Source organism: Streptomyces sp. NPDC051567 (assembly GCF_044454165.1).
Taxonomy (GTDB): domain Bacteria; phylum Actinomycetota; class Actinomycetes; order Streptomycetales; family Streptomycetaceae; genus Streptomyces.
Genome location: NZ_JBITDK010000001.1, coordinates 144570 through 166709 on the forward strand (window position 1 = coordinate 144570; position 22140 = coordinate 166709).

General features: G+C 72.6%; 21 protein-coding genes. 13 read left to right on the forward strand and 8 right to left on the reverse strand.

What is annotated here, in order from left to right:
- The first annotated feature begins 34 nt into the window (after positions 1 to 34).
- Complete coding sequence (locus ACIA5F_RS00630; RefSeq protein WP_399347598.1) at positions 35 to 307, forward strand: hypothetical protein; 273 nt, start codon at positions 35 to 37, stop codon at positions 305 to 307.
- A gap of 162 nt (positions 308 to 469) precedes the next feature.
- Here ACIA5F_RS00630 and ACIA5F_RS00635 read toward each other — a convergent pair whose 3' ends face one another.
- A complete protein-coding gene (locus ACIA5F_RS00635; protein WP_399347600.1) occupies positions 470 to 862 on the reverse strand; it encodes an SHOCT domain-containing protein in 393 nt (130 codons plus the stop codon).
- 186 nt (positions 863 to 1048) lie between these two features.
- Here ACIA5F_RS00635 and ACIA5F_RS00640 point away from each other — a divergent pair, with 186 nt between their 5' ends.
- The 4 genes from ACIA5F_RS00640 to ACIA5F_RS00655 all read left to right on the forward strand — a co-directional run bounded on the left by ACIA5F_RS00640 (position 1049) and on the right by ACIA5F_RS00655 (position 4664).
- A complete protein-coding gene (locus tag ACIA5F_RS00640; RefSeq protein WP_399347602.1) occupies positions 1049 to 1633 on the forward strand; it encodes a potassium channel family protein in 585 nt (194 codons plus the stop codon).
- Positions 1634 to 2757: 1124 nt separating this feature from the next.
- On the forward strand, positions 2758 to 3003 hold the full coding sequence (locus tag ACIA5F_RS00645) for a hypothetical protein (protein WP_399347604.1): 246 nt from the start codon (positions 2758 to 2760) through the stop codon (positions 3001 to 3003).
- A 218-nt stretch (positions 3004 to 3221) separates the two neighbouring features.
- Entirely contained in the window at positions 3222 to 3803 is a 582-nt protein-coding gene (locus tag ACIA5F_RS00650; protein ID WP_399347606.1) for a class F sortase, read from the forward strand.
- 681 nt (positions 3804 to 4484) lie between these two features.
- Positions 4485 to 4664: a hypothetical protein gene (locus ACIA5F_RS00655; protein WP_399347608.1), complete on the forward strand. Its 180-nt coding sequence runs from the start codon at positions 4485 to 4487 to the stop codon at positions 4662 to 4664.
- A gap of 187 nt (positions 4665 to 4851) precedes the next feature.
- Here the strand turns inward: ACIA5F_RS00655 and ACIA5F_RS00660 are convergent, their stop codons facing one another.
- Positions 4852 to 5256, reverse strand: a complete 405-nt coding sequence (locus ACIA5F_RS00660) for a hypothetical protein (RefSeq protein WP_399347610.1) — start codon at positions 5254 to 5256, stop codon at positions 4852 to 4854.
- A 136-nt stretch (positions 5257 to 5392) separates the two neighbouring features.
- On the opposite strand from ACIA5F_RS00660, the gene ACIA5F_RS00665 reads away from it, so the two are divergent.
- Both ACIA5F_RS00665 and ACIA5F_RS00670 read left to right on the forward strand, forming a co-directional pair.
- The gene (locus ACIA5F_RS00665; RefSeq protein ID WP_399347612.1) at positions 5393 to 6223 is read left to right on the forward strand and encodes a hypothetical protein; all 831 of its coding nucleotides are present in this window, start codon (positions 5393 to 5395) and stop codon (positions 6221 to 6223) included.
- 122 nt (positions 6224 to 6345) lie between these two features.
- Positions 6346 to 8343, forward strand: coding sequence for an FUSC family protein (locus tag ACIA5F_RS00670; protein ID WP_399347614.1), 1998 nt, complete (start codon positions 6346 to 6348; stop codon positions 8341 to 8343).
- Positions 8344 to 8454: 111 nt separating this feature from the next.
- On the opposite strand, the gene ACIA5F_RS00675 is transcribed toward ACIA5F_RS00670, so the two are convergent.
- Entirely contained in the window at positions 8455 to 10542 is a 2088-nt protein-coding gene (locus ACIA5F_RS00675) for a PhoX family protein (protein WP_399347616.1), read from the reverse strand.
- A gap of 495 nt (positions 10543 to 11037) precedes the next feature.
- On the opposite strand from ACIA5F_RS00675, the gene ACIA5F_RS00680 reads away from it, so the two are divergent.
- Entirely contained in the window at positions 11038 to 12156 is a 1119-nt protein-coding gene (locus tag ACIA5F_RS00680) for a VWA domain-containing protein (RefSeq protein ID WP_399347618.1), read from the forward strand.
- 173 nt (positions 12157 to 12329) lie between these two features.
- Here ACIA5F_RS00680 and aspS read toward each other — a convergent pair whose 3' ends face one another.
- Positions 12330 to 14129 (reverse strand): aspartate--tRNA ligase, encoded by a 1800-nt coding sequence (gene aspS / locus ACIA5F_RS00685; RefSeq protein ID WP_399347620.1) that lies wholly within the window; start codon positions 14127 to 14129, stop codon positions 12330 to 12332.
- A gap of 161 nt (positions 14130 to 14290) precedes the next feature.
- On the opposite strand from aspS, the gene ACIA5F_RS00690 reads away from it, so the two are divergent.
- Positions 14291 to 16528: a SpoIIE family protein phosphatase gene (locus tag ACIA5F_RS00690; RefSeq protein WP_399347622.1), complete on the forward strand. Its 2238-nt coding sequence runs from the start codon at positions 14291 to 14293 to the stop codon at positions 16526 to 16528.
- 113 nt (positions 16529 to 16641) lie between these two features.
- A complete protein-coding gene (locus ACIA5F_RS00695; RefSeq protein ID WP_399347623.1) occupies positions 16642 to 17754 on the forward strand; it encodes an AI-2E family transporter in 1113 nt (370 codons plus the stop codon).
- A 154-nt stretch (positions 17755 to 17908) separates the two neighbouring features.
- On the opposite strand, the gene ACIA5F_RS00700 is transcribed toward ACIA5F_RS00695, so the two are convergent.
- Positions 17909 to 18868: a pirin family protein gene (locus ACIA5F_RS00700; RefSeq protein WP_399347624.1), complete on the reverse strand. Its 960-nt coding sequence runs from the start codon at positions 18866 to 18868 to the stop codon at positions 17909 to 17911.
- A 229-nt stretch (positions 18869 to 19097) separates the two neighbouring features.
- Here ACIA5F_RS00700 and ACIA5F_RS00705 point away from each other — a divergent pair, with 229 nt between their 5' ends.
- Positions 19098 to 19622, forward strand: a complete 525-nt coding sequence (locus ACIA5F_RS00705) for a hypothetical protein (protein WP_399347625.1) — start codon at positions 19098 to 19100, stop codon at positions 19620 to 19622.
- 109 nt (positions 19623 to 19731) lie between these two features.
- Here ACIA5F_RS00705 and ACIA5F_RS00710 read toward each other — a convergent pair whose 3' ends face one another.
- The 3 genes from ACIA5F_RS00710 to ACIA5F_RS00720 all read right to left on the reverse strand — a co-directional run bounded on the left by ACIA5F_RS00710 (position 19732) and on the right by ACIA5F_RS00720 (position 21340).
- The gene (locus ACIA5F_RS00710) at positions 19732 to 20190 is read right to left on the reverse strand and encodes an SseB family protein (RefSeq protein ID WP_399347626.1); all 459 of its coding nucleotides are present in this window, start codon (positions 20188 to 20190) and stop codon (positions 19732 to 19734) included.
- Between the two features lie 102 nt (positions 20191 to 20292).
- A complete protein-coding gene (locus tag ACIA5F_RS00715; RefSeq protein ID WP_399347627.1) occupies positions 20293 to 20487 on the reverse strand; it encodes a DUF397 domain-containing protein in 195 nt (64 codons plus the stop codon).
- A 1-nt stretch (position 20488) separates the two neighbouring features.
- Positions 20489 to 21340 (reverse strand): helix-turn-helix domain-containing protein, encoded by an 852-nt coding sequence (locus tag ACIA5F_RS00720; RefSeq protein ID WP_399347629.1) that lies wholly within the window; start codon positions 21338 to 21340, stop codon positions 20489 to 20491.
- A gap of 121 nt (positions 21341 to 21461) precedes the next feature.
- On the opposite strand from ACIA5F_RS00720, the gene ACIA5F_RS00725 reads away from it, so the two are divergent.
- Both ACIA5F_RS00725 and ACIA5F_RS00730 read left to right on the forward strand, forming a co-directional pair.
- Entirely contained in the window at positions 21462 to 21701 is a 240-nt protein-coding gene (locus ACIA5F_RS00725; RefSeq protein WP_399347631.1) for a hypothetical protein, read from the forward strand.
- Positions 21698 to 22069, forward strand: a complete 372-nt coding sequence (locus ACIA5F_RS00730) for an ATP-binding protein (protein WP_399347632.1) — start codon at positions 21698 to 21700, stop codon at positions 22067 to 22069. Before ACIA5F_RS00725 ends, ACIA5F_RS00730 begins: the two co-directional genes overlap by 4 nt.
- Positions 22070 to 22140 lie beyond the last annotated feature (71 nt).

Sequence of the window (22140 nt, forward strand, 5' to 3'; positions counted from 1 at the left end):
GCCATCCTCGTCGTGACCAGGAGAGGACGCGGTCATGGCGACACTGCGTGAACGCAAGACCTACCGCGAGCAGGTGCTCCAGGTCCTCTACGAAGCCGTCGAGGGCAACCGCCTGCTCGGGATCACCGGGGCGAAACTGGGGCACGACCTGCGCATGCCGGAACAGGATCTGGCCGCCGCCTGCACCTACCTGGCGGGCGAGGGCCTGATCACCGTCGACTGGGAACCGGGCAACACCCCCGCGATGGTCACGCTGACCCATGAGGGAATCCGGCGCATGGAGGCCGACGAGGAAGAGCGCGGCTGAGTCCCCGGGGTTCCGGAGCGGCCCCACCCGCTGTCCTTGAGGAGGACGGCGCGTTCACCTCGGGTGGACCCGGGTGGACCCGGGTCGCGTCGTGGGGCACGGCGGAGCCCCGGGCCGGTGGCCCGGGGCTCTGCCGTACGGGGTGCGAGGGGCGGGGCGCGGTCAGGACAGGAGTCTCTGCTTCGCCTGGGCGAACTCCTCCGGGGTGATGTCGCCCTTGTCCTTCAGGGCCGAGAGCTTGCTCAGTTCCTCGGCCGCGCTCGGGCCTGCCGGACCGGCCGCGTTCCGGACGTAGTGGCGGAACGCCTCGTCGTTCTCCTTGGCCTGCTTCACGTCCCGTTCGCCCATGCTCCGGCCCCGGGCGATGAGGTAGATGAGGACGCCGATGTACGGGAGGAGCAGGACCAGGACCAGCCAGCCCGCCTTGCCCCAGCCGCCGAGGCTGTGGTCCCTGAAGATGTCCGTGATCACCTTGAAGAGCAGGAAGAACCACAGCACCCAGAGGAAGAGCCACAGCATCGTCCAGAAGAGGTTGAGCAGCGGATATTCGTCCATGCCCGACTCCGATCAGTGGTGCGGGACTTCCATTCATACCGGCGCCCCGGCGAATCCGCATTCCGAACGTAACCGGGATGTACCAGGACAGACGGCCGGACGGACGGACGGGCAAACGTATGGACGTACGGACCGCCCGCCGGCCGCCGCGATGCGGGCCCGGACCGTGGGTGCTGCAATGGCGCCATGAGCGAGGACGGGGGCGGAACCGGGGCCAGGGCCGGGACCGAGGCCGGAACCGGGGCCGGGGTCGAGCGGGCGCGCCGTCGTCGCTTGCTGGCCGTCCACCTGCTCCGCGCCGGAGGCTCCGCCGTCCTGCTGACGGCGCTGTACTTCGCGGTTCCGCTCGACCGTGGCTTCGGCGCGGCCACCGTCGCCGTGCTGGCGGTGGGGCTGCTGCTCTTCGGCGGGCTGATCGCGTGGCAGTTCGCCGCCATCACCCGTTCGGAGTACCCGCGGCTGCGCGCGCTGGAGGCGATGGCCACCGCCGTGCCGGTCTTCCTGCTGCTCTTCTCGGCCGTGTACTTCCTGCTGTCCCTGAACCGGCCGGAGACCTTCACGGAGCCGCTGAGCCGGACCGACGCGCTCTACTTCACCGTCACCGTCTTCGCGACCGTGGGGTTCGGGGACATCGTGCCGGTCACCGAGACCGGGCGCGTGCTGGCCACGGTGCAGATGGCGGCCGACCTGATCGTGGTGGGGATCGTCGTCAAGGTCCTCTTCGGCGCGGCGGAGATCGGGCTGAGCCGCCGCCACGGGGACGGTCCGTGACCCGTTGGCCGGACCGGCCGGACCCGGCGGGGCCGCGTGGGTGAACCCCAGGCCCCGGCCCCCGGGGAGAGCTGTGCGCTCTCCCCGGGAGACGAATGCCCGAGGGATGTTCCTCAGCCGGGTGGCTGTGTCAGATCTTTGTGCGGATGACGCGGCGGACGGGGTTCCTTCAGGGAGATCACCTCCCGCCGCTGTCTCGCTGATCGGCGCGACACCGACAGCGAAGTTGTCCGTGATGGTCCGGCCCCTCACCGGGCTCAGATCTCGTGGCGGACGACGCGGCGCACATTTTTGATCATGGGGATCACCTCCTTCGGTGGGCGGGGCGCGGTCCGTACGGGACGCCGGTGGCGCCGGCGGTGTCGATGGCGCTGATGGTGCTGGTGCCGTACGGACGGCGCGGTACAGGTGGTGCGGGTGGTGCGGGTGGTGCGGGACGGCACGGCTGGGCCGTGCCCTCCGGACCGGGGAGGCCGCCGCCTCCCCCGGCCCGTCAGGGGGTCCGGTCTCCGGGCGCGGCCACTCGGGGCGCGGCTCCGGCCGGGGGGCGACGGTCCCTGCGGACCGCCGCCGTGCGGGGAAGGGCGCGTCCGGGGGAGACGGTGAGGAGCGCGGCGGGTTCTCCGGCCGGGAAGGGTTCAGGGTTCTCGAATTCCCCGGTACGGCGGTGAACGGTCTTCCGCGCGGTGGCGGTCGTGGCGCCGCTCAGCGGCTGCCGACGCGGACCTTCCGACACGGGAACGATTCTGGGCATGCCCTGCCTCCCTTCCAGTCCTTCGACCCTTCCGACTCCTCCGGCCCTTCCGACTCCTCCGGCCTTTCCCGTGGCCGGTCTTCGTCGTGTGGCCAGATTGCCGCTCCCGGGGAGAGAGCGGTGAGCACCGGAGACATGCTGGATCAGGTCGCGTCCGGAAACCCACCGAAACCCGGACCCAAGAAGCCCCTACGGCCCCCTCAGCCCCACCGCGGTCCCACCAGGGCCCGCCAGGGACCGGGTCCGGGGGGGTGCGGTGGGTGAGTTTCGGCCGGACCCCGGCATTCCCACCGGCCGGACCCTTGTGCCGGAGGCCTCGTCCCAGGAGGCTGTGGAGCCGACGAACCGACGGCGAGGGGACCGGTGGGAGATGCCGACGGCGATCCGGGAATGGCGTGGCTGGACGGGCGCGGCCCCGCTCTGGCTGAACGCGTTCCTGCTGCTCCTGGCCCCCTTCACCACGATCACCCTGTTCGCCCAGGCCGGTGTCATCACCGCGCTGGCGGCGCTGGGCGGGCTGGCCCGGCACCTCTGGTCCGGGGACTACGGGCACCCGGCCGTCCACCTCGCCGGCGCCGGAACGGGCGCGGTGGTGGCGGTGCTGATCGTGGCGTGAACGGCCCCGGGCGCGGCCTTTCCACCCGTTCGGCCGTACGGGCCCGGGTACCGGGACCCGGCAGGTGGACCGGCCGTCAACTGCGACGACGCGCAGATCCCGGCCCGACACACCCGTGACGCACCCTCAGCCTCTCGTGTTGCACACGACGGAGGCGGGCAGAGGAGATCCACTGCTCATATGACCCGGCCGTCCGGGCCGGACCAGGAGGGAATCCCATGTCCCGCGCCAAGTGGGTCGTCGGTGCGCTGACGGTGGCTCTGCTCTTCACCGGCATGGGGGTGCTGCACCACTCCGAAGGTGCCCGGCCCTCGGCCACCACCCCCGACGACGCCTTGCCCTCGCGGGCGCTGGGGCTCTCCGGGCACCGCCGTCTCGTCAGGGAGCTGGAGCACTCCGGGGAACACGCGCCCGTCGCGGGCGCCAGGCCCGCGCGGGGCGCGCTCGCGCCCCTGCGGGCCGCACGGCCGCTGCGGCTGCGCATCCCGGCGCTGGGCGTGGACCTGCCGTTGACGGGAGACCGGGAGGGGGCCGTCTGGGACACCGGGAGCCCGGCGCCGGGCGCGGCCGGGACCGCCGTGGTCACCACCGGGTCGGGTCCGCGCCTCGACGGGCTGCGGCGCGGGCAGAGCGTCGAGATCACCCGGGCCGACGGCCGTACCGCCGTCTTCAGCGTCCTGCGGGTCTCCTCCGGCGAGGCGGGCGGACGGGGGAGCCGGGCCGGGCGGGCGCAACTGCGCCTCGTCAGCGGTGAGACCACCGTCCTGGCCCGGCTGACGGGCCAGCGCCGGACCCGCTGACCGGGCGGCGCCGGGCCCCGCCCGCCGGTCGGCCCTCACCTGCCGGTCCGGCGGCGCCGACCCGTCCGCCCTCGTCGGCCGGGCCGTCCCGTATCCACCGGTTCGACCCCCACGTGTCAACCAAATACGTACACAGGCGCTCTTTTCGGTCACTTGTCAGCCGAGGGGGTGTCTCTTCATCCCCCGGTCGGGGGCTTCTTGGGCTCTGCGGGGGAGCCGCCCGGCGTGTCGGGGCAGACCCCCCGCATGAGCGGGACACGGCGCGCACGAACGGCACTGACCAGGGCCCTCACGGTGTCCTGCGTCGTGCTGCTGTGCGTGTTCGGTGCCGGTCCGGCCGCCGCGACGGCCGCCGAGTCCCGCCCGCCCTCCGCCTCCGGCGCCTCGGCCCCCGCTCCCGCTCCCGGGGACCCCGTCGAGGGTCAGTCCGAACCGGCCGCCGATCCGGAAGTGCGCGTCGGGGTACGGACGGTCACGCGCGGGATGCCGGACGGGCGACGCCCGGTTCCGGTCATGTTTCACGTGAAACAGCCCGACGAGCCGGAGTCCGGAACGGTGTCCTGGAGGACCGTCGAACCGGTCCTGTCATCGCGGGCGGTGCGCAGTGTGGTCCTGCGCTGCTGAGCGGGCCGAGCAGCGGCGAGTCCCCCCACACACCCTGAAACACCGCGAGGTTCCGCCATGCCCATCGACCCGTACGCCGCACTGAACGCCATGCTCCGCGCCGAGGCCGCCCGCTTCACCCCGCCGGCCCGCAAGGCAGAGCCTCCGGCTCCGAAGACCCCGCCCGCCGAAACCGATCCCGAAACCGGTCCCGCGAACGCCCCGCAGGAACCCGCCACCGCGGAATCGACGGCGTAACGGCCCCTGCGGACACGGACGGGCGCCGGTTCCCGAGCCCTCGGCCACGCGAGACGCCCACGCGCCGTGCGGCCGAGGCCCGGGGACCGGCGCCCGCGCCGCCCTCGTGCGTTCATGCGTTCGTGCGGCGCCCGTACCGGCCTCGTGCGTGCGGTGCCCGTACCGGCCTCGTGCGTGCGGTGCCCGTTCACTCCTCGTGCGTGTAGTAGCGGTAGAACATCACCACCCCCACACCGGCGGCGACCGCGAGTCCGATACCGGCCGAGCGGAGCACGCTGCCGTTGGTGAGGCTGTGCAGGTAGCCGACGGCGACGCCCGCGAAGACGCCGTACGAGGCGGCGTGGACCTCCCGCTTCAGCCGGGGTCCGACCCGGGCGAGGGCGACCATGCAGACGGCGAAGACCGCGCCGCACAGGATGCCGTAGAAGACGTTGCCCACGTCGACCGGGCCCATGTGGCGGTGGATGAACGCCGCCCAGACGCCGTAGACGAGCCCCAGCAGCAGGGGGGCGGCGAGTGCGCCCCCGCTCAGGTGCCGCGTGTGGGGGGTCCTCCCGTGCCGCGTGGGGACGGTGGGTGCCGCATGTGCCATGACGGGCTCCTCTCTCCCATCCTCCAGGGCACACCCGCCTCCCCCGGCAGGCAAGTGGATCAACCGCCGGGCCCCGCACCACCCGACCGCAGCAACACCGGTCGCGCCCCGCGCCCGCCCGGCTTTCCCTGGTGACGTGCGCACCTTCCTGTCGTCGGTACTGATCGTCCTGGTGGCCCTGCTCGTGCCCGCGAGCGCCGTCGCGTACTGGGCCGACCGCGAACTGGGTGACGCCGACCGCTACACCGCCGCCATGGCCCCGCTCGCCGGGAACCCGGCCGTGCGGGGGGTCGTCGTCGCCCGGGCGACCCGTGCCCTCGCCGGGCAGATCGACGCGGGCCCCTTCCAGGGCGGGGTGGACGCCCTGCTCGGCGAGGCCGTGCGCTCCTTCACCGGCACCCCGGCCTACCGGACCGCCTGGGACGCGGCCAACCGCGCCGCCCACGCCGCGTTCATCGAGGCGCTCACCACCGGGCAGGGCGACGCCGTCACCATCGACCTCGCACCCGTCATCGCCCAGGTCAAGGGGGAACTCGTCGCCGACGGGGTGCCCTTCGCCGACCGCATCCCGGAGACCCACCTCTCCGTGAAGGTCATGGAGTACGACAATCTCGGCGCCCTCCGGAAGGGTTTCCGCATGCTCCAGATCGCCGGTGTCTGGCTCCCCCTGCTCACTCTGGTCCTGGCCGCGACGGCCATCGCCGTCGCCGTCCACCGGCGGCGGGCCGTCATCGCCACCGGGCTCGGGCTCGCGATCGGGGCCGCACTGCTCTGGCTCGCGGTGGACGTCTGCCGCCACCTCACCCTGAACGACCTCCCGGCCGACATCGACCGGCCCGCCGCCGGAGCGGTGTACGACGCCCTCACCGCGTTCCTGCGCACCACGGCCTGGGTGGTGCTGACGCTCGGGCTCGTGGCCGCGCTGGCCGCCTGGCTGACGGGCCGGCTCCGGCGCCGCACCCCGTGAGCGCCGTCCCGCCAGGGATGACGGGACTGCCCTTAGGCTCGGAAGGCAGCGGCGCACGCCGGCCGGGCCGACGCGGTCCCGGCCGGGGGAACCGATTCGCGAGCGACGGCACGGAAGCGGGAATGAGCACCGAACGCACCGACCCCCTACCGTCCGGGCGGGCCCGGAGCCACACACCGGCCCCGCCCTCCTGGCTCCTCAACGGGCTGCGGCCCAGCAGCGCCCCCGTCCCGTGGGCCGCCGTGCTGCGCGCCGCCGTCGCCCTCTCGGTCCCCCTCGCCGTCGGCTTCGCCCTGGACGAGCCCGAGTACGGCGCGCTCGCCTCGATGGGCGCCCTCTCCGGGGTCATCGGCGACACCGCCGACGCCTACCGGATGCGGGTCCTGAACATCGCCGTCCCCCAGCTCTTCGGCGCGGTCGGGGTGACCCTGGGCACCCTGGTCTTCGGGCACGGCTGGCTGGCCGTCGGCGTCCTCACCCTCATCGCCCTGGTCTCCGGGATGATCTCCTCGATCGGTACGGTCGCCTCCGTCTCCGGGCTGCTGCTCCTGCTCAACGCCGTGGTCGGCGCCGGGCTCCCGATGCCCCAGCCCTGGTGGACGGCGCCGCTGCTGATGAGCGCGGGCGGGCTCTTCGTCCTCGTGCTGTCCCTGCTGGGCTGGCCGCTGCGCGGACGGCGGCCGGAACGGGACGCCGTCGCGGTCACCTACCGGGCCCTGGCCGACACCCTGGAGGCCGCGGGCGGTCCCGCGTACGAGGAACGCCGCCAGCAGGTCACCAAGGCCCTGAACGAGGCGTACGACCTCGTCCTGGGCCGCCGGGCCCGGGTGCACGGGCGCAGCCCCTCGCTGGTGCGGATGCTGGCCCAGCTGAACGCGGTGATCCCCCTGGTCGAGGCCGCACCCGCCGCGCACCTGTGCGGGCGGCGCCTGCCCCCGGAGGTTCCGGCCGCCGTACGGGACCTGGCGGCGGCCGTGGCCGAGCGCCGGACCGGAGCGCCCGCCCTCGCCCTGCCCGAGCCGGACGGCCCGGCGGAGCGGGCCATCGACGCGGCCCTGCGCCACGCGGCGGTCACCGTGCACCTGGCCGCGCCGGACCCGGACAACGTCGACGACCGGCTCGGCCGGCCCGCCGCCCTGCGGGTCCGGGCCCGGCGGGCGGTGCGCGACATGGTGCTGTCCGGCGCCTCCTGGCGGTACGGGCTGCGTCTCGCGCTGTGCATCGGGCTCGCGCAGGCCCTCGTCTCGCTGGTGGAGGTCGAGCGGTCCTACTGGGTCGCGCTGACCGTCACCTTCGTCCTGAAACCCGACTTCGGCTCGGTGTTCTCCCGGGCCGTGCTGCGCGCACTGGGCACGGCGGCCGGGCTGGTCGTCGCGGCGGCCGTGCTCGCCGAGGTGGAACGCGGCTGGTGGGACGTGCCGGTGATGATGGTGCTCGCCGCGCTGATCCCGGCCTTCTCCGTCAAGGGGTACGCCTTCCAGACCGCCGCGATCACCCCGGTGATCCTGCTCCTCTCGGACCTCCTCAACCACCAGGGCTTCGACCTGGTCCGTCCCCGGCTGGTGGACAGCCTGATCGGCTGCGCGATCACCCTGGTCGCGGGCTATCTGCTGTGGCCCGAGAGCTGGCGCACGCGGATCGGGGACCGGCTCGCCGACACCGTGGACGACGCCGCCCGCTATGCCGAACGGGCCTTCGCGCCGCCCCCCGAGGAGTCCGCGCTCGCGGCGGCCCGGACGGCCCGGCTCCAGGCCCGGCGGCGGATCTACCGGGACCTGTCGGGTGTCCGGAGCGAGTTCCAGCGGGCGCTGACCGAACCGCCGCCCACCGGGGCGCGGGCCGCCGCGTGGTGGCCGCTGGTGGTCGCCGTCGAGCGGATCGTGGACGCGACCACCGCCGCCCGGGTCCGGGTGGGCCAGGGCGCGGAGCCGCCCGCACCCGCCGAGGTGGAGGCCGTCGCACGGCAGCTCCGTACCCTGGCCGACGGGGTGCGCGGCCTCCCGGCCCCGGCGGAGGCGCAGGCGGTGCCGGAGGACGGCGGTTCGAGCGTGCTGGCCCCGGTCCTCCAGGAGATAGCGGCGGCCCGCGCCGTCACCCGGCCGGACGGCCGTTTCACGTGAAACACAGCACGTGGAACACAGGCGGCTGTTTCACGTGAAACAGCGCCCGGGTGGGCCGTGTTTCACGTGAAACACGGCCCACCCGGTCGTGCGGCCGGTCAGCCGGCCCGGTCAGACACCGATGTCGCGGCCGTCCTTGCGCCACACGGAGACGACCGCCGGCCGGACGATCTTCCCCGGTCCGTCCGGCCAGGAAGACTGCGGCTTCTCGACGGAGGCCCCGTCGACCTCCCCCGGGTGCTGGACGGCGACCAGGACGCGCTTGTCCTGGATCAGCGGCCCGCAGGTCTCGGCGCCGCGCGGAACGGTCAGGAACTGCTTCAGCTCGCCCCGGCGCTCCCCTGCGGTCGCGACGCCGAACAGGCCGTCGTGCGAGCCGAGCTGGTTGCCGTCGGTGGAGATCCACAGGTTGCCGTGCGGGTCGAAGGCCACGTTGTCCGGGCAGGAGATCGGGCTGACCCTGTCCTTCGGGAAGCCCGCGAAGTAGGTGGCCGGGTCGTTCGGGTCACCGGCCACCAGGAAGAGCCGCCAGGCGAACCCGTCGCCCGCCGGGTCGTCGAAGTTCTCGGCGAGTTCGAGGATCTGCCCGTGCTTGTTCACGTTGCGCGGGTTGGCCTCGTCGGCGCCCGGCTTGCCGGGCTTGCCGCGGTCGGAGTTGTTGGTCAGCGCGACGTAGACGCGGCCGGTGCGCGGGGAGGGCTCGACGTCCTCGGGGCGGTCCATCTTCGTCGCGCCCGCCTTGTCGGCGGCGAGCCGGGTGAAGACGTACACCTCCTCGGCGGTCATCCCGGGCACGTGCGAGACGTTGCCGGTGGCCAGCTTGATCCAGCTGCCGGAGCCGTCGAACTCGCCGTCGGCGGGGAGCCTGCCCGCGCCGTCGACCTGCTCGGCGGGGGAGTCGCCGGTGAGCTTGGCGACGTACAGGGTGCCCTCGTCGAGGAGGGTGAGGTTGTGCTCCTTGGCCGCGCGGGAGTCGCCCTTGCGCATCTGCTTGGACGAGACGAACTTGTAGAAGTAGTCGAAGCGCTCGTCGTCGCCCATGTAGACGACCGGGCGGCCGTCCTCGGTGAGGCGGGGCTGCGCAGCCTCGTGCTTGAAGCGGCCGAGCGCGGTGCGCTTGCGCGGGATGGAGTGCGGGTCGTAGGGGTCCAGCTCCACGACCCAGCCGAAGCGGTGCGACTCGTTGGGCTCCCGCACCACGTCGAAGCGCTGGTCGAACCGCTCCCACTTGCGCTCGGTGGCGCCGGACGTCACGCCGTAGCGCTTGAGCCGGGCGGCCCGGACGGGGTCGGTGACCTGGCCCGCGTTGGCGAAGTACTGGTTGAAGTTCTCCTCGCCGTGCAGCGTGGTGCCCCACGGGGTGGTGCCGCCCGCGCAGTTGTTGAGGGTGCCGAGCACCTTGGTGCCGGTGCGGTCGGCCGAGGTCCTGAGGAGTGCGCCACCGGCGGCCGGGCCGGTCATCCGGAACTCGCTGGTGACCGTCAGACGGCGGTTGAGCTGGTGGCGGGAGACCGCGGTGAGCCTGCCGCCGCGGTGGTCCTCCTGGACGACGACCACGGACAGGCCGTGCGCGGCCCAGCCGATCTCGACCTGCGCGCGGGTCGGGTTGGCCGGGTCGTAGCCCTTGAACATGAGGTTCTCGTCCGTGTACTCGTGGTTGGCGACCAGGAGCTGGCGGCGCTCGTAGGCGTCGCCGTACGGGAGAAGGCTCAGGAAGTCGTTGTTGTACCCGAACTGGCCGGCCTGGGCGGCGGCGGTCTGCCGGTCGGGGTGGAAGGCGGGAGCCCCCTTGACGATCGGCTCGCCCCAGCGGATGACCACGTTCTGCTCGTAGCCCTCGGGGACGGTGACCTTGTCGTCGGTGTTCGGCGCGACGGGTCTGAAGCGAAGGCCCCGGGCGCCGTCGCGGAGGGTGCCGGTGGCGGCGCCCTGCGGCTCGGCGGCGGGGACCGCGTTGGCCGGGGAACTGCCCGCGCCGAGGGTGACGGCCGTACCGGCGGCGGAGGCGACCGTGACGACGGCGGCCGTGCGCAGCATCGAACGGCGGGAGTAGGCGCGGGCCATCACATCGCCCGCGTACTCGTTGTCGCTGGTGTTCGGCACCTCCTGGAAGCAGGCGTCCCCGCAGCGGTAGCGGCAGGTGAGAGCGGAACGGCCGCTCCCATGCGGGTTGCCGATGAGCGGCAGGAGCTTGCGCACGAGTGTCCTCCGAATAGCTGCTGGGGCGCCGACACCGTGTCGGGATCAGTCCAGCGGTGACGCTAGGCGCGGGGTGCGCCGCGGCGGCGGCGGGAGGATGAACGGCCGGTGAACCCGGCACGGCGGAGAGGAAGTTCGACGGCCGTACGGGGATCTCCGGAGCCGGACACCACGAAACACGGCCCTGCCGTTGTTCCGGCCAAGGGGCCGATAACCTTACGTGTCCACTCTGGGCAGGGATCTACCCCGCAGCACGGACAAATGACGCACACACTCATGCGAAAGGCCTGGCCCATGGGTATTCGGAGCTTGTTGCGCAAGGTGTTCGGAAAGTCCCCGGAATCGGTTCCGGAAACATCGGAATCCGCTCCGGCGGCGTTCCCGAGCCAGGCGGAACGCACCCCCTTGGACGCGGCGGCCGAACTGGTTGCGGCGTCCTTCGACAACCCGACGGTTCCCTCACAGTCCGCTCCCCGGGACCACGAACCGGGTCCGGTGCTCACCGCCACGCCCCCGGCTCCGGCCCCTGACCCCACCCCGGACCCCACCGTCCCGGAGGCCCGGCGCCCCGCGAAGCCGGAGGACCCGGCCGCCCCCCAGGGCGGAGCCCCGGCCACGACCCCGGCCGCGGCCCCCGCCCCGGAACCGGCCCCGCAGAGCGGGACCGCACCCACCCAGACCGCACCCACCCAGACCGCACCCGCCCAGACCGCACCCGCCGAGGCCGCCGCGCCCACCCTCACCGCGACCGCCACCGAGCCGGAACCCGCGGCCACCGCACCCCGGGCCGAAGCCACCGCACCCGTGGCCGCACCCGAAGCCACCGCCGCGCCGGAGCCCGAGCCCGAAGCCCCGGCCCCCGAGCCGGTGACCGAGCCGCAGCCCGAGCCGGTGACCGCCGAGGCCGCGCCCCCGGCCCCGGCCCCGCAGGACGAGCCCGCCGCCGAGGCCGAGGGCCCCGCGTACGGGCTGGCCCGGGTGAAGCGACGCGCCCCCGCAGTGGCCGGGGCCTACAAGGCCGTCGGACAGGTGCTGCGCGGCAAGGGCAAGGCCGGGGCGCGGGCCAAGGTGTACCTCGTCCTGGACCGGTCCGGGTCGATGCGCGGGTTCTACAAGGACGGCAGCGTCCAGTACCTCGCCGACCACGCCCTCGCACTGGCCGCGCACCTGGACGACGAGGCGACCGTGCACACCGTGTTCTTCTCCACGGACGTGGACGGCGCCGCCGACCTGACCCTCGACAGCCACGAAGACACCTGGATCGAGGCCCGCCACGCCGAGCTGGGCAGGATGGGGCGGACCAGCTACCACCTGGCCGTCGCGGCGGTCGTCGAGCGGTACCGGAAGGACGGCGGCCAGGGCCCGGCCCTCGTCGTCTTCCAGACCGACGGGGCCCCCGACAGCCGGCAGCCCGCCCGGGCGGCCCTGGCCGAGGCCGCCGTCACCGCCCCCGCCCTCCACTGGCAGTTCGTCGCGTTCGGAGACGACGACGCCAAGGCCTTCGACTTCCTGCGCAAGCTGGACGCCGAGAACGCCGGTTTCTTCCACGCCGGACCCGCCCCCCGCACGCTGACCCCGGCCGCCCTGGCCAAGGGCCTGCTCCAGCACTTCTAGACCCTGCCGCCAAAGACCTGCCTGGCCCGTGCCACCCGGCCCACGCCCGGCAGGCGGTACGGCAACGCGAAGGCGGCGCCCCCTTCCACAGGGGGCGCCGCCTTCGTCGTCCGTATCCGGCTCCTAGTCCTGTGACCGGAAAGGTTCACCGGCCCGCGACGCCCGGCACGGCACTAGCCGGCAGCCGGAGCGGCCTTGTTCTCGGACGCCTTCGTCTCCACCGGCTTGCGCAGCGCGATGTTCAGCTCGCGCAGGCGGGACTCCTCCAGCACGGTCGGCGCGCCCATCATCAGGTCCTGCGCGTTGCCGTTCAGCGGGAAGGCGATGGTCTCGCGGATGTTCGGCTCGTCGGCCAGCAGCATCACGATGCGGTCCACGCCCGGGGCGATGCCACCGTGCGGCGGGGCGCCGAGGCGGAAGGCGCGGAGCATTCCCGCGAACTCGCGCTCGACGGTCTCGGCCTCGTAACCGGCGATCTCGAAGGCCTTCAGCATGACCTCGGGCTCGTGGTTGCGGATGGCGCCGGAGGACAGCTCGATGCCGTTGCAGACGATGTCGTACTGCCACGCCAGGATGTCCAGCGGGTCCTTCTCCTCCAGGTCCTTCATCCCGCCCTGCGGCATGGAGAAGGGGTTGTGGGAGAAGTCGATCTTCCCGGTGTCCTCGTCCTTCTCGTACATCGGGAAGTCGACGATCCAGCAGAAGCGGAAGACGTTCTCCTCGAACTGGCCCGCCCGCTTGGCCGCCTCGACGCGCACGCCGGACATGATCTTGGAGACCTCGTCGAACTCGCCCGCGCCGAAGAAGACGGCGTGGCCGGGGACCAGGCCCAGGCGCTCGGTGAGGACCTTGACGTTCTCCTCGGTGAGGAACTTGGCGATCGGGCCGGTCAGGGCACCGTCCTCGCCGACGCGGACCCAGGCCAGGCCCTTCGCGCCCAGCGAGATCGCGTACTCGCCGAGGCCGTCGAAGAACTTGCGCGGCTGGGCGGCGGTGTCCGGGACGGCCAGGGCGCGCACGTGCTTGCCGGCGAACGCCTTGAACTCCGAGCCCGCGAAGACGTCGGTGATGTCGACGAGCTCCAGCTTGGCGCGCAGGTCGGGCTTGTCGTTGCCGTACTTCAGCATCGACTCGCGGAACGGGATGCGCGGGAAGGGGGAGGTGACCGCGCGGCCCTTGCCGAACTCCGTGAAGATCTCGGTCATCAGGCGCTCGATCGGCTGGAAGACGTCCTCCTGCTCGACGAAGGACATCTCCACGTCGAGCTGGTAGAACTCGCCCGGCGAGCGGTCGGCGCGGGCGTCCTCGTCGCGGAAGCAGGGCGCGATCTGGAAGTACCGGTCGAAGCCGGAGATCATCAGCAGCTGCTTGAACTGCTGCGGCGCCTGCGGCAGGGCGTAGAACTTGCCCGGGTTCAGGCGGGACGGCACCACGAAGTCGCGCGCGCCCTCGGGGGAGGTCGCGGTCAGGATCGGGGTCGCCATCTCGTTGAAGCCGAGCGCGACCATCTTGGAGCGGATGGAGGCGATCACGGCCGAGCGCAGCATGATGTTGCGGTGCATGCGCTCGCGGCGCAGGTCGAGGAAGCGGTACTCCAGGCGCCGCTCCTCGTTCACCCCGTCGTCGGTGTTGATGGTGAAGGGCAGCGGGCCCGCCGCGCCGAGCACCTCGACCTCGGAGACCTCGATCTCGATGTCGCCGGTGGGCAGCTCGGAGTTGACGTTGTCCGCGCCGCGCGAGACGACCTTGCCGTCGATGCGGACGACGGTCTCCTTGGTGAGGCTGCTCAGCGCCTCGTTCGCGGCGGTACCGGGACGGGCGACGAGCTGCACGAGACCGTAGTGGTCGCGCAGATCGATGAAGAGGATGCCGCCCAGGTCTCGACGGTTGTGCAGCCAGCCGCTCAGCCGGACGTCGGCGGCGACGTCAGAGGCGCGGAGCTCGCCGCAGGTGTGGGACCTGTACCGATGCATCAGTCATCCAGTTCTTCGCGATATCCAGGGTGGAGTGAACCGTCCCAAGGTTACCGTCCGGGACGGGGCCCGGCCGGGCACGCCCGCCGGGCCCCCGCAGGACAGGCCCGGTGACCCCCGCGGACGGGCACGTCGGGGTGTTCACCTGTAAAGATGACCGGGTGCGCACCGAGGACGTCCTGGCAGCCATCGCGACGGGTCTGTGGCGATGGGACAACGCCTCCGGGACGGTCTCCCTCGACGGCGAGGCCGCCCGGCTGCTCGGGCTGCCCGCCGAGCCCGTGGTCCTGCCGGCGGTCGCCGTGCGCTCCCGGTTCCATCCGGTGGACTGGAACGAGGTCACCGGCATCGTGAACCTCGCCGTGGCCGAGGAGACCCTCGCCGAGGCCCGGCTGCGGATCATGGACGTGGACGGGCGGGTCCTGCGGACCGTACGGAGCCGTTCGAAGCCGCTGGCGAACCGGACGGCGGACGGGCACGTCGACTACGCGCTGGTCGGCACCCTCCAGGAGATCGCCGAGCCGCAGCCCGGGACCACGGCCGTCCACACCCCGATCACCGGTGACTGGCGGCGCTCCCGCGAGGCGTTCCTGCTGGACGCGGGACGGGCGCTGGCGGAGGCCCGGTCCACGGCCGAGGTGCTGCGGGTGGCGGCCTCGCTCTCCATGCCCGGTTTCAGCCCGGACGGGCTGGCCGTCTTCGGGGCCGCCGGGGACCGGCTGAAGGTCATCGGGCACCACGGGCACGGGCCGGGCGCGGAGGCCCCCTTCACGGACATGCGGCTGGAGACGGACTACCCGGCGGCACAGGTCGTCCGGACCGGGCGGGCGATCTACCTGCCGTCCCCCGAGGAGTACCGGCGCAGGTTCCCGGCGACCTGGCCGCTCGCGCAGCGCTTCGGGCGGGAGTCCTGGGCCTTCCTGCCGCTGGTGGTGGCCGGGCGGACGCTGGGCGCGTGGATGGCCGCGTTCAAGCACCCGGTCTCCTTCTCGCCGGACGAGCGGTCCGTGCTGACCACCGTGGCCCGGATGCTGGCGCAGGCGCTCCAGCGCGCCGGGGTGGCGGAGTCCGAGCGGGAGCTGACCACCGGCCTGCAGCGGTCGATGATGCCGCAGCTCGGCCCGGACATCCCGGGCATGACGATCGCCGCGCGGTACGTCCCGACCGGCGGCGGGCTCCAGGTCGGCGGCGACTGGTACGACATGATCCCGCTGCCGTCGGGACGGTTCGCGCTGGTCATCGGGGACGTGCAGGGCCATGACGTGCAGGCCGCCGGGCTGATGGGGCAGTTGCGGATCGCGGTGCGCGCGTACGCCTCGGAGGGCCACCGCCCGGACGCGGTGCTCTCCCGCGCCTCCCGCTTCCTGACCGGCCTCACCGACTCGTACGAGGACTCCGACGTCCGCAGCCCGCGCTTCGCGACCTGCCTGTACGTGGAGTGCGACCCGGCGACCGGGATGCTGGAGGTGGCCCGCGCCGGGCACCCCGACCCGGCCGTCCGGATGACGGACGGCACCGTGCTGATGCGCCCCACCGCGGGCGGGCTGCCGCTGGGGATCGTCCCGGACACCGACTACCCGACCTCCCGGTTCACGCTGGAACCCGGCGAGACGATGATGCTCTGCACCGACGGGCTCATCGAGACCGGCGGCCACGACCTGGACACGGGCTGGGCGCGGCTGCGCGCGATCCTGGAGTCCGACCCGCACCGCCCGCACGACCCCGGAAGCCCGCACGACCCCGGAAGCCCGGAGGGTGCCGAGGGGACTGCGGGTGCCGAGGACCCCGAGAGCCTGGAGAAGCTGGCCGATCTGCTGGTCCAGGCGGTGCACGGGCCCTCCTCGCACCACACCACCGGCCCGCTGGCCGACCGGCGCGAGGACGACATAGCCGTGGTCCTGCTCCGCCGGGAGGGCGCGGGCGGAGCCGGGGCCCTCCCGCGTTCCCCGGCCCGGCGCACCATGCTGACCGTGGCCCAGGCGGAGCCGGAACGGATCGCGGGCGCACGCCGGCAGGTCCGCGAGCTGCTGCACGACTGGGCCGGTGCGGACCAGGTCGACGCGGCGGTGCTGATGGTCTCCGAGATGGTCACCAACGTCCTCACCCACACCGACGGCGACGCCCTGCTGGTCGCGGAGGCCGTGGGGGAACCGGGCGTACGCCGGCTGCGCGTGGAGGTCGCGGACGCCAGCGACGAGCTGCCGCACATGCGCGACCCCGGCGAGATGGCGTCGAGCGGCCGGGGCGTGCTGCTGATGGAGATGCTGGCCGACCGCTGGGGCGTGGACCCGCGCGGCGAGGGCAAGTCGATCTGGTTCGAACTCGACGAACGGACGGAGGACGGACGGGCCGAACCGGGACAGGCCGAACCGGGACCGGGCCCCGGCACGCCTGCCTGAGGCCGAACGGAAGGTACGGAAGGGCCGTGCTCAGGCGGTCCGGGAAGCTCCGGGAAGGGCTCGGGGAGACCGTGTTCGCCCCCGGTCCGGGGCGGCCGTGGTTGGATACAGCGATGTCGACTCCCCTGCTGCCCGAACCCGCGCGGCGACTCGCCGCCTGGTGTGCCGTGATCCTGCTGGTCACGGGTGTGGCCGCGGTAGCCGTATGGCTGTGCATCGTCTTCAAGACCGCCGTCACGCCCGTACTGCTCGCGCTGCTCGGAACGGCCCTGCTCGGGCCCATGCACCGGCGGCTGGTGCGGATGAAGGTGAACCGATCCCTCGCCGCCGCGCTCACCTGCCTCGCCGTCGTGGCCGTCGTCGGCGGCGCCTCGTACGTCGTCGTCCAGGCCCTGATCGGGACCGGCGACCAGATCGTCAGTTCGCTGCGGCGCGCGGGCGAGGACCTCACCGCGCACTTCGGGGCCGCCGGGACCTCGCTGGAGGACCTGGCCGCCAACGCCAAGGACCTGCTCGCCAAGTTCGGTGGTACGGCCGCCTCCGGCGTCATCACCGGGATCAGCGTCGTCGGTCAGATGATCGCCGCCGCCGTCCTCGCGCTCCTGCTGATCTTCTTCTTCCTGCGCGACTCCGACCGCGCCGCCGGCACCCTGCGCGCGCTCGCGCCGCGCACCACCGGGGACACCGTCGAGGCCATGGCCCGCCGGGCCTTCGAGGCGGTCGAGGGGTTCATGCGCGGGACCACCTTCATCGCCGCGATCGACGCCATCTGCATCACGGCCGGTCTGCTGGTGCTCCAGGTCCCGGGCGCGGTCGGGCTCGGCGCGCTCGTCTTCGTCGGCGCCTACATCCCCTATCTGGGCGCCTTCATCTCCGGCGCCGTCGCCGTCCTCGTGGCCTTCGCGGACCGGGGCTGGATCATCGGGCTGTGGGCGCTGGGCGTGGTCCTCGCCGTGCAGGTGCTGGAGGGGCACGTCCTCCAGCCCATGATCCAGAGCCGGACCGTGCAGATGCACCCGGCCGTGGTCATGCTGGCCATCACGGCCGGGGCCGGGGTCGCCGGAATCCTGGGCATGCTGCTCGCCGTGCCGCTGACGGCCGCCGCCTTCGGCGTCCTCTCGGAGCTGCGGGCCCGGTACGGGACGCCGCCCTCCGAGGAGGCCCCGCCCGGGACCCGGGCGGGGACCGGCGCGGAAACGCCGCCCGCCACGGCCGCCGGGGCCTGAGCCCCTGGTCAACCGGCCGGAGCCTGAACGAGGACGGACCCCGCGCGCGAACGGACCCCGCACGCGAACGAGAACGGACCCGGGCGTTTCGCCCGGGTCCGTTCGCCGTCTCCACGCTCGCGCGCGTCCCGCCGCGCTCGCGCGCCGCCCGCCGTTACTTCGTGCGCTCCGTGGTGGGTATGGTCCCCAGCCGGCCCGCCTGGAAGTCGTCGAACGCCTGCTGGAGCTCGTCCTTGCTGTTCATCACGAACGGCCCGTAGTGGGCCATCGGCTCCCGGATCGGGCGTCCGCCGAGGATGACGACTTCCAGGTCCGGGGTGTTCGAGTCCTGGGACTCGTCCGCCCGCACCGTGAGCGAGCCGCCCTCGCCGAAGACGACCGTCTGCCCGGTGTGGACCGGACGCCGGTCCTCGCCGACCGTGCCGCGCCCGGCCATGACGTAGACGAGGGCGTTGAAGTCCTCGCGCCACGGCAGGGTGACCTGCGCACCCGGGGTGACGGTCGCGTGGATCATCGTGATCGGGGTGTGGGTGATGCCCGGACCCTCGTGACCGTCCAGCTCACCGGCGATGACGCGGAGCAGCGCGCCGCCGTCCGGGGTGGTCAGGAGCTGGACCTCGCCGCCACCGATGTCCTGGTAGCGCGGGGGCATCATCTTGTCGGAGGCCGGGAGGTTGACCCACAGCTGGAGGCCGTGGAAGAGCCCGCCGCTGAGGACCAGCGACTCCGGCGGGGCCTCGATGTGCAGGAGGCCCGCCCCGGCGGTCATCCACTGGGTGTCGCCGCCGTTGATGACTCCGCCGCCGCCGTTGCTGTCCTGGTGGACGAAGGTTCCGTCGATCAGGTACGTGACGGTCTCGAAGCCGCGGTGGGGGTGCCACGGGGTGCCCTTGGGCTCGCCCGGGGCGTACTCCACCTCGCCCATCTGGTCCATCATGATGAACGGGTCGAGGTGCTTGTAGTTGATCCCGGCGAACGCTCGGCGCACCGGGAATCCCTCGCCCTCGAATCCGCCGGGAGCGGTCGTGACGGCCAGCACCTTGCGGGGGGCGATCGTCTGCGGCTCGGCCACACGGGGAAGGGTCAACGGGTTCTCAACAGTCACTGCGGGCATGTCGGGCCTCCTTCTGCGTCGAGTTTAGTTGAAAGTCGAACTTTCTGCCACACCCGACAGAACAGCACCCCCACCCGGGACATTCCCGAGCCCTTTCCCGGGCGGTCCCGCAACCCCGACAACCCTCCTGACCGGGCCGTTCCTCCCCGAACCAGCCACAGAACCCGCTCCGCCCGGAATCCTCCTCCGGTATGACAACCCGACGATCCCCGGGAGGGTCTGTCCGGGCATGGAGACCCGCACCCCCTTCAACCCTGACCTCGGCCCGCGCGCCGCGCCCGCCGAGGACACCGCCGAGGACACCGCCGCCGACGCCTCCGGCACCGGCCTCCGCAAGCGGTGGAAGCGGTGGAAGGCACCCACGCCGCTGCGCGTCGCCGGCTGGGCGGCGTTCGTCACCGCCGGGACCGTGGCCCTGGGGTGGGCCGCCCAGCACTGGGCGGCGACGGGCCTGCCGCTGGAACCCCTCCCCGGCTCGCCCTGGCCCTACCTCACCGCCTGGGCCGTCCTGGGCTTCGCCGCCTGCCTGCTGCTGCGCGGGGCGACCCGCCGGATGGAGCTGGAGGATCGCGGCGAGGTCATCGGCGTCCCCCTGTTCTGCGCGATCCGCGTCAGCCTGGCCCACCGCCCGGAGCTGGAACTCCTCTACGCGTACGGAGCCCTGGCCCTGGTACTGGCCGCCCTGGCCCTCGCCGGGTGGGAACTGCGCCACCGCAGGCGCGGCGCCCGCACCGACACCCCGGCCGCCGGCTGAACGCGAAGCGGCGGGCCGGGAATCTCCCCCGGCCCGCCGCGACGCGTCTCCCCGTACACACCTACGTGCGCACACCTACGTACACACCTGCGTGCGCACGGACGAACTCCTAGCCGTACATGCGGCGCATCGCCCAGTCGACCATCTGCTCGACCGCCTTCGCGTCGAAGACCATCCGGTGGTCGCCCTCCATGTCGAGGACGAAGCCGTACCCGGTCGGCAGCAGGTCGATCACCTCGGCGCCGGTGATGACGAAGTACTTGGACTCCTTGCCCGCGTACCGGCGCAGCTCCTTGAGCGTGGTGAACATCGGGATGACCGGGTGCTGCGTGTTGTGCAGCGCCAGGAAGCCGGGGTTCTCACCGCGCGGGCAGTAGACCTTCGAGTTGGCGAAGATCTGCTGGAAGTCCTCGGGCGACAGCGACCCCGTGGTGAAGGCCCGGACCGCGTCGGCGAGCGACGGCGGCGAGGGCTCGGGGTACAGCGGCTGCTCGCCGTACCCGCCGCCCATCTGCTGCGGGGCGGCGTACTGCTGCCCTGCGCTCACGTTCTGGTCGTAGCCGTACATGGACCGAAGCCTACCGAGCGGCTGCCGCCGTGGGGACGGGTACGGGCCACCGCCGTCCGGCGGCGGCCGGGCGCGCACCGGCCGCCATCGGAAAGGACGAGGTCAGCCGCTCAGGTGCCCGGCCTTCAACGCCCCGACGAAGGGAACCCAGGCACCGGCCGTGACGATCACGGCGGGCCCGCCCGCCACCTTGGAGTCCCGGACGGGAACTACCCCGGTGCAACCATCGGCCACCTCGACGCAGTCGCCGCCGCTTGAGTTGCTGTGGCTGCTCTTGCGCCAAGTCGCGGCACTCAAGTCAAATCCGGTGCTTGCCATTTCGGTAGTCCTCTGCCGCAACTTCGAGAAGGGTCAGGGACGCCTCCGGCGGCAAAGCGGCGGCCCTCAGAAGATCGTAAGACCTTCGGTAGTCCTTCACGAGGGCCGGATAGTCGATGAGTTGACCACTGTGGAGGCCTTCCGTGTACGCCAGGGGCGGTGCGCCCGGGAAGGTCATCAACTTGATCATGCCCATCATGAGGGGGTAGGCAGTGGTTTTTTCCGGGAGGATCTGCAAAACCCCCTGAGCCTCTGTGATCAGTTCGATTATGTGGGCCAGCTGGTCGGCCATCTGCTTCGGCGGCAGCAGCGGCCTGCGGATCATGGATTCGTGCAGGATCACCCAGACCGCGGGCGGGCACTCCTTCTCCCACAGCGCGGCACGCTCCATCCGTGCGCTGACCTGCTTCTCCACCGCCGCCGGACGCAGCCAGGGGCTCCCGGTCCGGATCACCGTCTCCGCATACACCTTCGTCTGGAGCAGACCAGGGATGAGCATCGGCGCCCATTCCTCGATGCTCTCGGCCGACGGCTCCATCTCCACGACGTCCGCGAAGTACTCCGCGTGGCCCGACTGCTTCGCCTTGCGCGCGTCCTCGCAGCGGCGCTCGAAGAAGCCGTCCGTCTTCAGCTTCGCGTCCACGTACCTGGCCAGGTCGATCGGCATGCGGCGTTCGCCGCGTTCGATCTGGCTCAGGTGCGCGATGCTCCGGTAGCTGCCTTCCAGGAGCTGCTCCAGCGTGAGCCCGGCGGCTTCCCGCCTGTAGCGCAACTCGGCGCCGTAGAAAGAGGGGACGTTCGCCGACGCGTCGGGTTCTTTGCGAGAGGGCACAACTGATCACCGCCGTTTGTCACTTGGCCAGCACAACCGGAAACCCTTCACACGCTACCCCTGGCGACGCCACGCTGTGAGGAGTTCGTCACACTCCGCACATCAGAAGGACCAGCCCCCCATGAGTGACCACGCCAACGACCGTCTGGCCGCCGAAGCCCTCGGCCGGCTCCGTGACGCGCTCGCCGCGCACGGGATCACCCTCCCCTCGCTCGACCTGCACCTCCCCTCCTACGCGGGCGGCTACGACACCCCGCCGCTGCTCTCCCTCGGCAACTGCAACGTCGCCACCGCGCACCGGCTGGCCGACGTACTGGACGAGGTCTCGAACGGAATTGCGAACAGGGGTGTGGAGCGGTGAAGCCGTTCCGCATCGGGCTGCTCGCCCTGCCCCAGGAGGTCTCCGCGCTGCGGCACGCCGTACGGGCGCATCTGGCCGCGCCCTGCGCCGATCTCGAACTGTGCGTGAGCGAGCTGGTCAGCAATGTGATCGTGCACGTCGGCGAGGGCACCCCCGTCACCCTGGTCATCACCCGCACCGCCGCAGGCCGCACGCGGGTGGAGGTCACCGACCCCGATCCCCGCGTGTGGCCCGTACTGCGGCAGGCCACCGACGAGGACGAGGGCGGCCGGGGGCTCGCGCTGCTCGACGCCGTGGCCGCGCGGTGGGGCGTGTTCCCCGGGCCGTACACCGGCAAGACGGTCTGGGCGGAACTCCCCCACCCCTGACCGGCGGGCGTCAGCGGTCGAGGTGGGCGTTCACCACGGAACGCGGCTCCGTCAGCGGCGTCTCGGCCTGG